16 protein-coding genes and 1 pseudogene are annotated in these 13,989 nt (G+C 70.6%); 6 read left to right on the top strand and 11 right to left on the bottom strand.

What is annotated here, in order from left to right:
• Positions 1 to 113 precede the first annotated feature (113 nt).
• Positions 114 to 779 (bottom strand): leucine efflux protein LeuE, encoded by a 666-nt coding sequence (leuE, locus tag AB0K36_RS01765; RefSeq protein WP_189466602.1) that lies wholly within the window; start codon positions 777 to 779, stop codon positions 114 to 116.
• Positions 780 to 830: 51 nt separating this feature from the next.
• On the bottom strand, positions 831 to 2,411 hold the full coding sequence (locus tag AB0K36_RS01760; RefSeq protein WP_364586839.1) for an acyl-CoA mutase large subunit family protein: 1,581 nt from the start codon (positions 2,409 to 2,411) through the stop codon (positions 831 to 833).
• A gap of 266 nt (positions 2,412 to 2,677) precedes the next feature.
• Between AB0K36_RS01760 and AB0K36_RS01755 the strand changes: the two genes are divergently transcribed.
• Entirely contained in the window at positions 2,678 to 3,538 is an 861-nt protein-coding gene (locus AB0K36_RS01755) for a L,D-transpeptidase family protein (RefSeq protein WP_364586836.1), read from the top strand.
• Between the two features lie 201 nt (positions 3,539 to 3,739).
• On the opposite strand, the gene AB0K36_RS01750 is transcribed toward AB0K36_RS01755, so the two are convergent.
• The 4 genes from AB0K36_RS01750 to AB0K36_RS01735 form a co-directional block, all read right to left on the bottom strand.
• Positions 3,740 to 4,795, bottom strand: coding sequence for a hypothetical protein (locus AB0K36_RS01750; RefSeq protein WP_364586833.1), 1,056 nt, complete (start codon positions 4,793 to 4,795; stop codon positions 3,740 to 3,742).
• Positions 4,795 to 5,523: an RNA polymerase sigma factor gene (locus AB0K36_RS01745; RefSeq protein ID WP_364586830.1), complete on the bottom strand. Its 729-nt coding sequence runs from the start codon at positions 5,521 to 5,523 to the stop codon at positions 4,795 to 4,797. The genes AB0K36_RS01750 and AB0K36_RS01745 overlap by 1 nt, the downstream gene beginning before the upstream one ends.
• A gap of 322 nt (positions 5,524 to 5,845) precedes the next feature.
• Positions 5,846 to 6,274, bottom strand: coding sequence for a hypothetical protein (locus tag AB0K36_RS01740; RefSeq protein WP_364586827.1), 429 nt, complete (start codon positions 6,272 to 6,274; stop codon positions 5,846 to 5,848).
• 38 nt (positions 6,275 to 6,312) lie between these two features.
• Positions 6,313 to 6,888 (bottom strand): L,D-transpeptidase family protein, encoded by a 576-nt coding sequence (locus AB0K36_RS01735; protein WP_364586824.1) that lies wholly within the window; start codon positions 6,886 to 6,888, stop codon positions 6,313 to 6,315.
• Here AB0K36_RS01735 and AB0K36_RS01730 point away from each other — a divergent pair.
• The gene (locus tag AB0K36_RS01730) at positions 6,869 to 7,264 is read left to right on the top strand and encodes a hypothetical protein (RefSeq protein WP_364586821.1); all 396 of its coding nucleotides are present in this window, start codon (positions 6,869 to 6,871) and stop codon (positions 7,262 to 7,264) included. The two genes, AB0K36_RS01735 and AB0K36_RS01730, sit on opposite strands and share 20 nt — an antisense overlap.
• Before the next feature lie 146 nt (positions 7,265 to 7,410).
• On the opposite strand, the gene AB0K36_RS01725 is transcribed toward AB0K36_RS01730, so the two are convergent.
• Together AB0K36_RS01725 and AB0K36_RS01720 are read right to left on the bottom strand one after the other, a co-directional pair.
• Positions 7,411 to 8,295, bottom strand: a complete 885-nt coding sequence (locus AB0K36_RS01725; RefSeq protein WP_364586818.1) for a hypothetical protein — start codon at positions 8,293 to 8,295, stop codon at positions 7,411 to 7,413.
• A 222-nt stretch (positions 8,296 to 8,517) separates the two neighbouring features.
• Positions 8,518 to 9,462: a hypothetical protein gene (locus AB0K36_RS01720; protein WP_364586815.1), complete on the bottom strand. Its 945-nt coding sequence runs from the start codon at positions 9,460 to 9,462 to the stop codon at positions 8,518 to 8,520.
• Between the two features lie 58 nt (positions 9,463 to 9,520).
• On the opposite strand from AB0K36_RS01720, the gene AB0K36_RS01715 reads away from it, so the two are divergent.
• On the top strand, positions 9,521 to 10,246 hold the full coding sequence (locus AB0K36_RS01715) for a hypothetical protein (RefSeq protein ID WP_364586988.1): 726 nt from the start codon (positions 9,521 to 9,523) through the stop codon (positions 10,244 to 10,246).
• 8 nt (positions 10,247 to 10,254) lie between these two features.
• Here AB0K36_RS01715 and AB0K36_RS01710 read toward each other — a convergent pair.
• Both AB0K36_RS01710 and AB0K36_RS01705 read right to left on the bottom strand, forming a co-directional pair.
• A pseudogene (locus AB0K36_RS01710) lies at positions 10,255 to 10,612 on the bottom strand (ATP-binding protein); the annotation flags it as partial.
• Positions 10,612 to 10,815, bottom strand: a complete 204-nt coding sequence (locus AB0K36_RS01705; RefSeq protein ID WP_364586812.1) for a hypothetical protein — start codon at positions 10,813 to 10,815, stop codon at positions 10,612 to 10,614. The gene AB0K36_RS01705 and the pseudogene AB0K36_RS01710, both read right to left, overlap by 1 nt.
• Positions 10,816 to 10,994: 179 nt before the next feature.
• On the opposite strand from AB0K36_RS01705, the gene AB0K36_RS01700 reads away from it, so the two are divergent.
• The 3 genes from AB0K36_RS01700 to lepB all read left to right on the top strand — a co-directional run bounded on the left by AB0K36_RS01700 (position 10,995) and on the right by lepB (position 12,937).
• Positions 10,995 to 11,849, top strand: a complete 855-nt coding sequence (locus AB0K36_RS01700; RefSeq protein ID WP_364586809.1) for a helix-turn-helix domain-containing protein — start codon at positions 10,995 to 10,997, stop codon at positions 11,847 to 11,849.
• Positions 11,830 to 12,120: a DUF397 domain-containing protein gene (locus AB0K36_RS01695; protein ID WP_364586806.1), complete on the top strand. Its 291-nt coding sequence runs from the start codon at positions 11,830 to 11,832 to the stop codon at positions 12,118 to 12,120. Before AB0K36_RS01700 ends, AB0K36_RS01695 begins: the two co-directional genes overlap by 20 nt.
• A gap of 148 nt (positions 12,121 to 12,268) precedes the next feature.
• The gene (gene lepB / locus AB0K36_RS01690; RefSeq protein ID WP_364586803.1) at positions 12,269 to 12,937 is read left to right on the top strand and encodes a signal peptidase I; all 669 of its coding nucleotides are present in this window, start codon (positions 12,269 to 12,271) and stop codon (positions 12,935 to 12,937) included.
• A 106-nt stretch (positions 12,938 to 13,043) separates the two neighbouring features.
• On the opposite strand, the gene AB0K36_RS01685 is transcribed toward lepB, so the two are convergent.
• Positions 13,044 to 13,895, bottom strand: coding sequence for a tetratricopeptide repeat protein (locus tag AB0K36_RS01685; RefSeq protein ID WP_364586800.1), 852 nt, complete (start codon positions 13,893 to 13,895; stop codon positions 13,044 to 13,046).
• Between the last annotated feature and the right edge of the window lie 94 nt (positions 13,896 to 13,989).

The raw sequence follows: 13,989 nt of genomic DNA, 5'->3' as shown, positions 1-13,989 counted from the left end.
GCGGGCTGGATTTCGCTGCGCGAAATCAGCCCCGCCGACAGCGGAGGCCACTCCAGCCCCGCCGGCGATTGAGGCGCGGGGGTCCGGGGGCAGAGCCCCCGGTTCGGGAAGGGTCACGTGCCGCTCAGGGAGAGCTTGACCGCGAAGCCCAGGAACAGCGCGCCCGCCGCCGACGTCGCCCCCGCCGACAGCCGCCGCCTGCGGCGGAACGCGGCCGCGAGGTGGGTGCCGGTGAAGATCAGCACGCTCAGGTAGAGGACGCTCGCCAGCTGCGCCAGCGCGCCGAGCACCGTGAAGGAGAGCGCGGGGTACGCGTACGCCGGGTCGACGAACTGCACGAAGAAGGCGATGAAGAACAGGATCGCCTTCGGGTTGAGCAGACTGATCACGAATGCCTTGCGGAAGGGCCGCTCCGCGGCCGGACCTTCGGGGGACGCCTCCGCGGAAGAGGCCCCGTCGGCCGTCCGCTCGCCGCGCGTCCGCCACATCGACCAGGCCGCGCGGAGCATCCCGATGGCCAGCCAGGTCAGGTAGCCGGCGCCGGCGTACTTCACGATCCCGAACAGCACCGCGTTGGCCTGGAGCAGCGAGGCCACGCCCGCGGCCGACAGCACCATCAGGACGGTGTCGCCGCACCACACGCCGGCGGCGGCCTGGTAGCCGGTACGCACACCGCGGCGCGCCGCGACGGAGAGCACGTACAGCGAGTTCGGTCCTGGCAGCAGGACGATCAGGACAAGTCCTGCGAGATAGGTCGGAAGATCGGTGACACCCAGCATGGGGCGGAGTGTCGCACATCGGTACGACACTCCGCCTTTCTGTTCCGTATGTCAGAAAGCGTCGGTGGGGACGTACGTGCCCCACACCTCGCGCAGCGCGTTGCAGACCTCTCCGACGGTGGCGCGCGCCTTCAGCGCGTCCTTCATCGGGTAGAGGACGTTGTCCGTGCCTTCCGCGGCCTTCTTCAGCTCGGCGAGCGCCGCGTCGACCGCCGCCTGGTCCCGCTCCGCGCGCAGCTTCGCGAGCCGCTCGGCCTGCTGGGCCTCGATCGCCGGGTCGACCCGGAGCGGCTCGTACGGGTCCTCCGTGTCCAGCGTGTAGCGGTTGACGCCGACGACGACGCGCTCGCCGGAGTCGGTCTCCTGGGCGATGCGGTAGGCGCTGCGCTCGATCTCGTTCTTCTGGAAGCCCTGTTCGATGGCGTTGACCGCGCCGCCGAGGTCCTCGACGCGTTCCATGAGGGCGAGCGCCGCGGCTTCGACGTCGTCCGTCATCTTCTCCACGACGTACGAGCCGGCGAAGGGGTCGACGGTGGCGGTCACGTCGGTCTCGTACGCCAGGACCTGCTGGGTGCGCAGCGCGAGACGGGCGGACTTGTCCGTCGGCAGGGCGATGGCCTCGTCGAAGGAGTTGGTGTGCAGCGACTGGGTGCCGCCGAGGACCGCCGCGAGGCCCTGGACGGCGACGCGCACCAGGTTCACCTCGGGCTGCTGTGCGGTGAGCTGCACGCCCGCGGTCTGGGTGTGGAAGCGCAGCATCAGCGACTTGGGATTCCTGGCGCCGAACTCCTCCTTCATCACCCGGGCCCAGATGCGGCGGGCCGCACGGAACTTGGCGACCTCTTCGAGGATGGTCGTGCGGGCGACGAAGAAGAAGGACAGGCGGGGCGCGAAGTCGTCGACGTCCATCCCGGCGGCGACGGCGGTGCGGACGTACTCGATGCCGTCGGCGAGCGTGAACGCGATCTCCTGCGCGGGCGAGGCGCCGGCCTCCGCCATGTGGTAGCCGGAGATCGAGATGGTGTTCCACTTCGGGATCTCGGCCTTGCAGTACTTGAAGATGTCCGCGATGAGCCGCAGGGACGGCTTGGGCGGGAAGATGTACGTGCCGCGGGCGATGTACTCCTTGAGCACGTCGTTCTGGATCGTGCCGGTGAGCTTGTCCGCGGGGACGCCCTGCTCCTCGCCGACGAGTTGGTAGAGGAGGAGCAGCAGGGCGGCGGGCGCGTTGATCGTCATGGACGTGGAGACCTTGTCCAGCGGGATCCCGCCGAACAGCACCCGCATGTCGTCGATCGAGTCGACGGCGACGCCGACCTTGCCGACCTCGCCGTGCGCGATGGGCGCGTCGGAGTCGTGGCCCATCTGTGTCGGCAGGTCGAAGGCGACCGACAGGCCCATCGTGCCGTTGGCGATCAGCTGCTTGTAGCGGGCGTTGGACTCGACGGCCGTGCCGAATCCGGCGTACTGGCGCATCGTCCAGGGCCGGCCGGTGTACATCGACGGGTACACGCCGCGGGTGAAGGGGTACTCACCGGGCTCGCCCAGCTTCTCTGCCGGGTCCCAGCCCTCCAGGTCCGCCGGTCCGTACACCGGCTCGATGGGCAGTCCCGACTCGGACTCGCGCGCCATGTGACTGTGCCTCCCGCTGGGCCTACTGACAGGTAACAAACCTTTGCGACGGACTGTAGCGGCGGGCGTGCGAGGGATGGAGAGCCACGCCCTGGGACCTTGCTCACAGCTACCGGCGAAGCGCCCGTGGCCCGCCCGTCCCCGAACCGTTACCCCCATGATGCGCGGGATTACGCAACCGGGCAGGACGGGAATTTGTCTCATCAGGCAACAGACACATGTGGGGGACGAGACAAATGGGGGGCGACATGCTCAGGAACGCCGGGATGAGAACGCTGGCCGCGGCGGCCGCGATCGTCGTGGCCGCGGTGACGGCCGGCTGCAAGGCGGAGGCCGCGACCGACACACCGACCGGCGGCAGCACGCCGAGCGCGGCGGCGACACCGTCCGCCTCCACGCCGCCGGCTTCCCCGTCACCGTCGGCGTCGGCATCCGAGTCGGCCGAGCCGTCGAAGAAGCCGTCGCCGTCGCCCTCCACCGAGCAGCCGGCACCCAAGGTCATCATGGCGCCCGGCGCGAAGGGCGAGCAGGTGCGCGAGCTTCAGGCGCGGCTGGCGCAGATCGGCTGGTTCGACGACAAGCCGACGGGTACGTACGGGCCGGTCACCACCACGGCCGTGAAGGGCTTCCAGGGCAAGCGCGGCCTTCCCGCGACGGGCAGCACGGACACCGTGACCTGGCAGCGGCTGCTCGGCATGACGACGAAGCCGACGCGCGCCGAACTGGACGGCAAGGACGTCAAGAAGCCGCAGGCGAAGCTCGATCAGCGCTGCATGACGGGCCGGGTGATGTGCATCAGCAAGACCACCCGCACACTGTCGTGGATGATCGACGGCAAGGTGCTGTCCACCATGGACGTGCGCTTCGGGTCGCAGTACACGCCGACCCGCGAAGGCGTGTTCAACGTGGGCTGGAAGTCCCGTGACCACGTCTCGACCATCTACGACACGCCCATGCCGTACGCCATGTTCTTCAGCGGCGGCCAGGCGGTGCACTACTCCTCCGACTTCGCCGCCCGCGGCTACAACGGCGCGTCGCACGGCTGTGTCAACGTCAGGGACAAGGGTGCCATCGCGGCGCTGTTCGACCAGGTGCGGACCGGCGACAAGGTCGTCGTCTACTGGTGATGCGCGGGGCGCGGAAGCGGTGAAGGAAGAAGGGCGCGGGCGGGACCGGGGGAACGTGTCCCGCCCGCGCCATTGCGCTGAGCCGTAGGTACGGGGGGAACCCCGGCTCGTTGCGCCGCCGATGACCAGTCGGCTCACTATCTACTGCGCCGTAGCCCAGAAAAACGTCACACCCTGCGTCCCGCACCTCGAAAGCGCAGGTCAGAGAGCTCGAGTGGTGGCACCGGCAAGGGAGTCCGAGCCGGGCGACCACGGCGTCACGACCGGGTCGGGGACGAGCGAGTACGAGACCTGGGGGGTGTCGGGGACGAGTTGGGGGGCGTCCTCCGAGCTGCCCGAGTCGCGGTCGCCGCCGGAGCCGCCGGAGTTCTTCCCGCCGTCCTGGCCGTTCCCGTCGTCCTCTTCGCGGTCGTCGCCTTCGTTCCCGCCCTCGCCGCCCGGGCTGCCACCGTCGCCCGCGCCGCCGCCGAGCAGTTCGTCGCAGAACCGCTCCACGCGCTCGGCGCCTCTGGCGGCCGACTCCAGCCGGCGCTTACGGTCCGGATCGATCCGGCCGCTGCGCCAGTCACGGCATGCCTCGACGGACCTGCGGTACAGGTCGGTGTTCTTCGACGGGTCCTCGCCGCCCGGCGAGGCCGCGCCGTCCCCGGCCGGCAGGCCGGGCGTGCTCACGCCCGCGTCGCCGGGGGACGGCGTCGCGCTGCCCGTCACGGGCGGCAGGCCCGGCGGCGTGCCGGTGGCGCCCGGAGGAGGGGGTGCCGCGCCGGCGTCGCCGCCGCTCGGCGACGGCGACGTGAGCGGTCCCGGTGTCGCCGCGGCCGACACGGAGGACGCGGGCGTGGGCCGCTCGTCGCCGAAGGTGGGCAGCACACCGCTGCCGGCGGCGACGGCGACACCGCCGATGGCACAGCCCGCGAACGCCGCCGCGATCCCGAACCGGACGGGCCGGGCGAATCCCACGCCGCGGGCCGGCCTGGTGCCGCGGCCGGAACGGGTGACCCGGACGGTCCCGAGCGAAGTGCCCGCTGCTGCCGACGACTCGGCCCTGGCCTTGCGGTACGCGGCCATCGCCGCCGCCTCGCCGGGCAGTTCGCCGTCGTCGTAGCCGTAGCCGGGGTTCCGCGCCGCGCTGTCGAGGGTGGCGGCGAGACGTGCGGCCTCCGTACGAGCGCGTTCGTCCGCGACCTCGACAGGCTCGCCACGCAGCAGTCGCTCCGCCGCGTCCCTGTCAAGCCACTCGTACCGCTCGTCGGCCATCACATGTCCTTCTGCGTCCGCAGGCGTGAATGCGTCACACCGGCGGGTGCCGTCGCACCGGGGCGGGAGCCGCGCTGCGTGGGCAGCCCGCCCAGTTCCGAAGCGTTCTCCGCGGGGTCCTCCCCGCCCCGGCGAGTCACGTCGGAGGGGGGCCGGTCCTCGCCTTCGAAGGCGGCGCCGTCGGCTCCCAGCAGTTCCGCCAGCCGCTTCAGGCCGCGGTGCGCAGCCGTCCGGACGGCGCCCGGCCGCTTGCCGAGGGTCTTGGCCGCGCTCTTGGCGTCGAGGCCGACCACGACACGCAGCACGACCGCCTCGGCCTGATCCTGCGGCAGTTGGGCGATGAGCGCCATGGTGCTGCTGGTGGAGATGGACTCCAGCGCCTCGTCGACCGTGTCGGAGTCGGCGGCCCTGCCGGTCAGTTCGGTCTCGTCACCGCCGACGGCCGGCCGACGGCCGCGCATCCGGATGTGATCCAGAGCACGGTTGCGGGCGATCCGCGCGGCCCAGCCGCGGAACCGGTCGGCGTCCCCGCTGAACCTGTCGAGGTCCCTGGAGATCTGAAGCCACGCCTCGGAGGCGACGTCCTCCGCGTCGGCGTCGCCGACGAGCGTGCGTACATAGCCGATCAACCGCGGATGCACGGCGCGGTACACAGTCCGGAAGGCGTCCTCGTCCCCATCCTGAGCCGCGAGCACGGCGGCGGTCAGCTCCGCGTCGTCCCCCAGCACTACCTCAACCCGTCGTTCCGAACCGCAGCTGGTCACCACTGCCGCGCTGTCGTGCGCGAATCAGCACGCTACGTCCTTTTAAGTGCCCGCGTCCACGCCTCGTACAACTTGCAACAAGTTTGCCACTCAGCGGGGTGTGACAGAAACAGCACTCTCGGCGCTGAGGTTAGTACGAGGCGCCCTCGGGCCCTCGCCACGAACGACGACCGGGGCCTCTCCTGTGGGGGGTGGCGGCCCCGGTCGTCCTTTTCGTCCGCTGGACACGCCCCGTCGGACCGCCCCGCCTTCGCCGGAGCGACCGGACGACTCCCGGGCGGACACGTCACCGCAGAAGGCCCGTTCCCTCCGTGTGTTCTCCGGGCGCCGGGTCCCCGGCCCGCCGGCCGGCCGACAGCACCACGGCCGTGGTCGGCAGGTCCGGCGCGTCACGTGCGGTCAGCACACCGAACCCGGCATCGGGGAAGAACAGCTCCGCCTCCCGTTCGACGAAATCCAGGGTGACGGGTGCGGGTGACGCCACCTCCACGGCGTGGAGGACGCCGGCGTCGTCGTACTCGAGGAACTCGAAGAAGCCGTCACCGCGCTCTTCACCGTCCCCGTGTCCGCCCGCCGCCGTGACGTACATGTCCGTCAGGGTGGCGGCGGCGGCGCGCCGGAAGGCGGAGTCCGGCGCGCCTCGGGCCGCCCGTACGGTCGCCCGTGTCTGCCCGAAGCGGGCACCGGGTACGCCGACGCGCGGAAATATCTCCACGTACCGCCCGAATCTCCTCTGATGTCCGCTCTGTTCCGTCAGCCGATCGCGATGCGCGGGTTCGCGGACGGCTTGATCCAGCCCATGAACCGCTCCATCGTCGCGCGCGGCACCGACACACAGCCGGCGGTGGCGCCGCTGCCGTTGACGTGCAGGAAGATCCCGGCGCCCCGGCCGGGGGTGGCCGGCCAGCGGTTGAAGTTGATGACCAGGGCCTTGGCGTACTGCGTCGGGTAGTTGATCAGGTGCTCGCTGCCGCGGTCGCCGGACTCGGTCAGCGGGAAGTCCGCGCCCGCCTCGGTGTGCATCGAGTTGTAGAACTTCGACTCCGGGTCCTGGACCCACCAGTGGCTGTCGTTGACCTTCGTGTACGGCATGGCGGTGCCGCTCGACTCGACACCGAAGCCCTCGGTGATCGTGTAGGTGCCCGTGGGGGTGGTGTACGTGTTCTGCCGGCGGGTGGCGCCGTCGGTCACCCCGTTCGACCCGACACGTCCGGCGCTCGTCGAGAACTGCGCCTTCCAGCCGGCGGAGCCCTTCTGCCAGGCGGTGACCGTGGCGTACGAGCCGCCGGCCTTGACCGTGATGACCTGGGTGGCGTTGCCGACGTTCACGGGCACGGGGAAGTTCGGCGTGGAGGGCGCGGCGGGCTCGTCGCCGGAACCGCTGCCCGGGCCCGCGTTGCCGCCGCTCGTGGACGTGGCCTTCGGGGCCGTGCTGCCGGACGCCTTGGCCGAGGCGGAGGACGAGGCGGAGGCCGAGGGTGACGCGGAGGCGGACGGGGAGGCAGAGGCGGAGACGGAGGCGGACGCGCTGGGCGAGGCCGAACCGCCCGTCACCTCCTTGTCCCCCTGCGCCGCCGCACCGGTCGAGGCGGGGGCGGCGGAGCCGGCCGGCTCCTCTCCCCCACCACAGGCCGACACCAGCGACATCACGCCGACCAGGGCGAGCGCGGACGAGAACTTGAAGGAGGAGCGCAGCACGGGATGATCCTTGGCTCGTCGGAACGGCGCGGCAGCACGTCACCGCGCCTCAAGGCTGGCCGGTTATACATCGCCGCCCCGGCCGAAAACCAGGCGACAGACATTCCGGGCACACGTCGTTCGAGGGGCGCGGGCCCCCGCCGTCGGGACGGCTCAGCCGCGCAGGTCCGCGGGGAGCTCGATCCTGCCGTCGTACGCGCCCTGGTTCTCCGTGGTCACCTGCTGCTCGAAGGCCATGTCCTGCCCGTTGTACGGAATCAGGAAACCGAAGGCGAGGCGGTGACTCTTGATCCGGTACGTCTTCGCGTCCAGGACCAGCACCTCCTCCAGGCCGGAGAGGCTCAGCCGCGCGTCGTCCACCGGGATGCCGGCCTCGCGCAGCTGCTCGGCCGTGGGTTCGAACTCGCGCTTCGCCTTCTTGGCCCACGCTCGCTGCTGGACGGCGCTCAGCTTCTGCTTGCCGCTCGTGACCCGGAGTTCGACCGTGCCGCCGCCGTCCGCCTCGGTCACCTTCACGTCGCCGCCGGGGGCCTGCGCGTACATCCGGAACTCGTCGATGACCGCGATCGGGTCGTCGGCCTTGTTCCGCATCTCCGGATCGGCGGGTGACACGGCCTTCCACTCGGCCGAGTCCTCCTTGAGATGGCCCTCTTCGCCGACGACGTACAGCTCCTCGGTCTTCTTCTTGCCCTTGCTGCTGGTGCTGACGCCCTGCGAGTGCAGCGCCGCCCGTCCGACGGCCCGCTGGATCGTGCCCTCGTAGGTCGCGGCACTCTTCCGACCCTGGGACGTCAGCCCCTCTTCCCCTTTCACGGAGAAGGACCAGGCGGACTCCTCCGCCATCGCCTTCTCGGCGAGGTCGATGAAGTCCTCCGCCGTCTCGGGCGCCTTGGCCGGCGCGGGCGTCGCGGACGACTGCGCCGCCGCCTCGGGGCTCCCCGCCGCGGTCGGCTCGTCCGCCTCCGCGGCGCACGCGGCCAGGGCGAGCGAGAGCGGGAGCACGAGCAGGGCGGCACTCCGGATGGGGCGGGTTCGCATGGGCGGTTCCTTACGTCGCGACGGGGCGCGGACTGTACAACAGCTCCCGCCGCTTGATCATCCCGACGGACATTCCCTGTATCCCCCTTCGAGAGCGTCACACTTCGAGAGCGTCACGTCAGGTGGATCTTCAACTGCTCGTTGTGGGAGCGACCTTCCCGACGGTGCCCCGGATCTCGGCTCCGACCGGGAAATCCCGTCTCGTATCGGACCACACGGGTGTCACGACGGCGACTCGCTCTCGTAGCTCTCGAACCAGTGGGTGCCGAAGTACCGGGCCGTCGAGAAGGGATGCTCCCGTTCGGTGAGCATCCGGTGGACGAACTCGGCGGTCGTGCCGTCGAACCGGACCCACGAGTCGGGGACGTCCTCCGTCACGAGCACGGGCCACCGGTCGGGGTCGGGGTCCTCCGTGAGCCAGTAGAACCCGTGCGCCTGCTCCGTACTCCCCCACTGCAGCAGCCCGCCCGGCACCGGATACACCTCGTACGGCCTCCACAGCTCACTGCCGCGCGTCCTGGCCCACTCGCCCAGCCACTCGGTGTGCCGGACGATGTCCGCGCCCGCGGTGGAGGCATCAGGCGTCTGGAGTGCGAGGAAGCCGTCGAACGCGCCGGTGCCGAAGATCTCGGCCAGTTGCTTGTAGTCGCTCGGCAGCGCCGTCCCGAGCCGGTTCTCGACCGCCGCCCAGTCGAACGTCCGCGGCCGGCTCGTGTCCCACCCCGTGACGGCGACGACCCCGTCCACCCAGGACGTCAGCTCCGCCGTCCGCGCCGCAGGGTCCTCCCGTTCGGCCACGAGCGCCACGAGACGGACGTCGTCCCCCGCCCGCGCGCTGCCGCACCCGATCCACCGGTCCGCGAACGCCCATCCGCGCATCTCCACGATCCGCTCGCCGAACGGGGCCAGCAGCGGGAGCCCGGTCCGCGCGGTCACCGTCGGATCGGCGAACCCACCCATGGCGAGGTTCCGCGGCCGGCCGTACCGCCCGCCGAGCGCCTCTTGGAGAGCGGGAAGGCCGATCGCCTCCGAGGGCGCCAGGCATACGTGCCCAGCAGGGTGCCCCGGCGTAGCGCAGTCGAGGTCACCCGTCCCCGGGGCGGCCACCCGGTGCACCACTGACAGGAGTTCGTCCAGATCGTGCGCACGCTCTTCCCGCTCTTCCATGGCGGACATTGAAACGGATGCCGCCGACACCTGCCCCGGCCGCGCGATGATGTCGCCCGTGACGAACAGCGCGGACCTGACCCCCGCCCGGATACCGGGCTACGACGGCGGCCCTCTCACCCACCGCCCCGAACTCCTCGACGAGCGGCTGTTCTGGCTCGGGCACCTCTCCTCATGCGCACAGAGCAGCGAGGACGCCCAGGAGTTGCTGCTCGGCGCGGACTACGACGCCGCGGGCGAGTTCTACGCCGTGCTGCACAAGCGTGCCGACTGGCCGACGTTCACCGTCCCGCTGGCGGCGGGCCACCGCCTGCACGTCGTCATCCGCACCTTCGAGGACGACGCCGGTACCGACTACCTGCTGCACCACCCCGACTGGGAACGGGCCGAACTCCTCGCCGTGGACGACGGGCACTTCATGGGTCCCGCCCTGTCCTGGCCCGAGCTGACCGCCGCGGCGGACAACGGCCTGCCGGGCGGCTCCACCACCGATCCGGACGCCCGGCTGCTGCTCCTGCTGCCCGCACTGGGCGACGACGACCTGCCCGACGACGCGGTCGAGCGCCTGACGACCGCCCTACGAGCGCTGGTCGGCGTTGAGGACCCCGAGGCGGTCGCCGCCGCGCTCCTGGAGAGCCAGGGCCCGCCCGGCGACGCGACCTGGACCACGATCGGGGACGGGGTCCGGGTCAACCACGGCTCGTACTCCTACCGGAATCCCGCCAACGGCTTCGCCCTGCCGCCCGCCCGGCTGGCCCGGGTCTCCGCCGCGCTCGCCCCCTGACCGCCACGCCGCCAGCTCGCACCACACCGTCTTGCCACCGGGTCCCTGGCCCACGCCCCACCGCAGGGTCAGCGCGTCGAGCAGCACGAGACCCCGGCCCGACTCGTCGTCGGCTGAGGCTGTCCCGCACATGACGGGCAGCGCACGCGGGTCGGGATCGGTGACCTCCAGTCGCGTACGGCCGGTGTCGCACGACACCCGGACCGTCACCGGCGTGCCCTCACCGACGTGGCGGATCACGTTGGTGACGAGCTCGGTCGCGCAGAGCTGGAGGTCGGCGTCGCCGTAGTCGCGCAGGGCGCGGCGCACGCCCGACACGGCGGCCGGGGTCGCGAGCAGCTCCAGCGTCAGGGGTGGCCGGCTCATCACACGACTCCCTTGCGGAGGGCGGCGACCAGCGTCCGGGCGGTCAGCAGGTTGCAGTTGCCGAGGGCGATCAGCGGCCGTGCCGGGTAGCGGGCGGCGAAGGTCGGCAGGTCGACGCGGAGGGACGGGAGCGTGATGCCGTGCTCGGCGAGGACGGCGCGGAGCTCCTCGGCGCAGTCGTCGGCTTCGGAGTGGTCGTACATAGGTGGGTTCACACCTTCCAGTGCGCTGGGTGACGAACTGCTCACAGCGTGGTGCCGGGCCGCGTAGCGTGAAAGAGGTTCGGGATCCCGGCCCTGAACTGCACGTATGCGCGGTGCAGTTGGTACGGGCCGGGGAACCGCGGGAAACGTGCGGTACACGGCACCAGGGACGGTGGGCGATGGGGCAGCGTAAGGACATCGACGGCTCGGCGGGCGTCCCGACCTTCTACGGCAGCGAGTTGCGGTGGAAACGGGAGGAAGCGGGGCTGACCCTCCAGCAGTTGGTCGAGGGCAGCTTCTACGGCCCCAGCCACCTCAGCGAGATCGAACGCGGCACGCGCCGGATGCCGGCCGAACTGGCCGAGCACGTGGACCGGGTGCTCGGCACGGACGGCTTCTTCCGGCGGCGCTGCGAGGACGTGCGGCGGGCGAAACGGCGGGGCCACGCGAGCTACTTCGAGCGGGTGCTGGAGGCGGAGAAGCACGCGGAGACCATTGAGGAGTGGTGCCCGACGCTGATCCCGGGTCTGCTGCAGACGGACGCGTACGCGCGGGCGGTGGTGCGCGCGACACATCCTCTTGCCCCGGACGAGGAGGTGGAGGAGAAGGTCAGCGCCCGTCTGGCACGCGCCCGCCTCTTCGAGGACAACCACAAGACCCCGATGTACTGGGCGATCCTGTCCGAGTCGCTGCTGCGCCAGCCGATCCTTCCGCCGGACCAGACAGCCGAACAACTCGAGCACATCGCGGCGCTGGCACGCCGCCACCGGATCGTTCCCCAGATCCTTCCGTGGAACTGCGGGGCGCACCCTTTCATGCTCGGCACGGCCAAGGTCATGACCTTCCCTGACGCCCCTCCCCTCGTCTACACGGAGGCACTGCACAGCGGGGACACCATCGACGATCCGGCCCTCGTGAAGGAGTACCGCCGGTCGTACGATTGGCTCAGGGCCGCCGCACTGCCACCGGAGGCGTCCCTCGCCCTGATCGAGGAAGCGGCTGAGGATGACCGACATGGCAAGCAGCGGGATTGACTTGAGCACCGCCGTCTGGCGCAAGAGCAGCTACAGCAACGGCAGTGGCGGCGACTGCGTCGAGGTCGCGGAGGCGTTCCCCGGCGCGGCCGCCTGGCGCAAGAGCACGTACAGCAACGGCGACGGCGGGGACTGCGTCGAGGTGTGCGACGCCCACACCGGCGTCGTCCCCGTCCGCGACTCCAAGGTCCCGAGCGGCCCGGTCCTCACGGTCACGTCCCCGGCCTGGACCGCCTTCGTCATGTCCCTCAAGTCGCCCGCCACCGCGTGACGCAGCCGGTGGGCGTCGGCCTTTCGACGCCGACCGGCTCACCTCGCCTGCCCGAACCTTGCCGAGGGACCAGCACGAAACGTCCCGCACCAAGGCGGTTACCCTCTGCTGGCCCGCCCGGCCGTCGGGTGGCGAGGAAAGGGCGTTCATGCGGCAGCGGAGAGCGGGAAGCGGCCTGAGAGTCGCGGCCTGGGTGCTCGTACCACTCGGGCTGGGCCTGATGCTGGGTGGCATCGGGTACACCTGGACGAACTACGAAGGCGCCACCGTCATGAGCGAGGCGATGACGCCCACGTACCGTCCGGGCGAGCGGCTGCTCATCGAGCGCACGGAAGCGGGCGAGATACGCAGGGGCGACGTCGTACTCGTCGATGTGCCCGACCGGTATCAGGGCAGGCCGGTCCTCCAGCGGGTCATCGGCGTCGGCGGCGATCACGTGGTGTGCTGCGACGGGGGCCGGATCACGGTCAACGGGAAGCCGGTCGACGAACCGTATGTGATGCGCGGTGAGGTGAACGCCGGGGCCGCGGAATACGACGTGACAGTGCCGGACGGGCGGCTGTTCCTGCTGGGCGACCACCGCGGGAACTCCAACGACTCGCGTTTCTTCCTCGGCGAGCAGTCGGGCAGCGTCGCGGCATCCGGAGTGCACGGGCGCGTGCAGAACGATTCCACCGTGCCGGTGGTGACAGCGGCACTCGGCATTCTCGGGGTCGTGATGGCCCTGGTCGGGACGGGCCTGGGGATCGGGGCGTACGTGGCCGGGCGCCGTGCCCGGCCGCCGGTCGAGGCTGTGTCACCGTGGCCTGCGGCCTGAGCCCGGCCCCTTCGGCCCGTCCCGCGTGCCGCTGTTCACGGAACGTGCGGCGCGACGAACGGGCTCGGCACCTGCGTCCAGGCGACCCAAGGCCCCCCGACACGCACTATCGGTTCCCCACGACATGCAAAATCGCCTCGGCATCCGCCGTGCGGTCCGCCAATTCCCCGGCGGTCCTGACGTCCTCTGCCGGCATGCCGCGTGCGATCCGCAGCGCTTCGTGGAATCCGTCCCCGTTGCCCCGGTGCATCATCTGCAGAAGCCAACGCACGGCTTGGACCCTGTCCTCCGCCGTCCCCAGACCGGCCTCGTATCTGGCGGCGACCACCCACATCGCAGGAACGTGCCCCGCCTGCGCGGCAGTCAGGTACCACCGGAAGGCGTCTTCTTCCTCGTCCCGAGCGTTGTACTGGTCGGCGAGCAGCGCACACGCCTCCGGAACACCGGCATCAGCGGCCTGCCGAAGACGGGCCAGGAAATCCCTCGCATTCCGCCGCATCCCCAGACCGTCACGTGCCGCCAGTGCCATGTTGTAGGCGCAGTACCCGTCACCGAGTTCCGCACCTCGTCGGAACCATTCATTGGCTTCCGAGCGGTTCGCCGTCGTACCCATGCCCTCCGCGAGCATGAAGCCAAGACCACGCATACCTTGAGCATTTCCGGACAGTGCAGCACGACGGAACAAGGACAATGCACGCTCGTGCTGCGTACCGAATGCGAGGTGAATTCCACCCAGTAGCGCATTGGCTCCGGCACCCTCTGTCGGATCGTCGAGCAATCCTTCCAATGCGGGAGTGATCTGCTCCAACCGCACCCCCGCTTCCCTTGAACCCAGTCGGAAAGCGTGCACGAACCAGTTTCCCGCTGTCACCGGATCGGCACCCTCGAGTGCAGCCTCGCCGCGCGCAATCATCGACGAAACAGAATGACCGACGGGAAACCCGCGCCTCTCTTCCATGAGCCTGCCCACCCCATACTTTTAATTCAATAAATCTGGATCGACATAATACAGTACGACAAAAACGGGTGGTACGGCCTGATTTCAGACCGTA

This window comes from Streptomyces kurssanovii (genome assembly GCF_040677245.1).
Classification (GTDB): Bacteria; Actinomycetota; Actinomycetes; order Streptomycetales; family Streptomycetaceae; genus Streptomyces; species Streptomyces kurssanovii.
The sequence above is the reverse complement of the archived record's forward strand: the minus strand, read 5'-3'. Positions and strand labels throughout refer to the sequence as shown.